General features: G+C 50.4%; 1 protein-coding gene. It reads left to right on the forward strand.

The annotated features are described in order from the left end of the window. Positions 1 to 264 (forward strand): hypothetical protein (locus AB1471_RS17485; protein WP_367781001.1); only part of this gene is annotated, 264 nt, incomplete at both ends.

Genomic DNA, 264 nt, shown 5'->3' on the forward strand with positions numbered 1-264 from the left:
GGTTCGGCTGATATTGATGAACTCTTCGAATATGGCGGTGAGGAACGCGCCAAGGAATATGTTATTTCTGAAATCGGTAAAATCTACGAACTCCAGGGTGAAACCGTCTCACGCAAACACATCGAGCTCATTGTGAAGCAGATGTTCTCACGCCGCCGCGTCAAGGATGCCGGCACTACGAACTTCACCGAAGGTATGATCATAGATGATATCCAGCTTTCCGAAGAGAATGCTGCCGCCAAGGAAGCGGGAGGTTCGTCAGCC

The organism is Jeotgalibacillus marinus (assembly GCF_040801915.1).
In the GTDB taxonomy this organism is placed as follows: Bacteria; Bacillota; Bacilli; order Bacillales; family Jeotgalibacillaceae; genus Jeotgalibacillus; species Jeotgalibacillus marinus.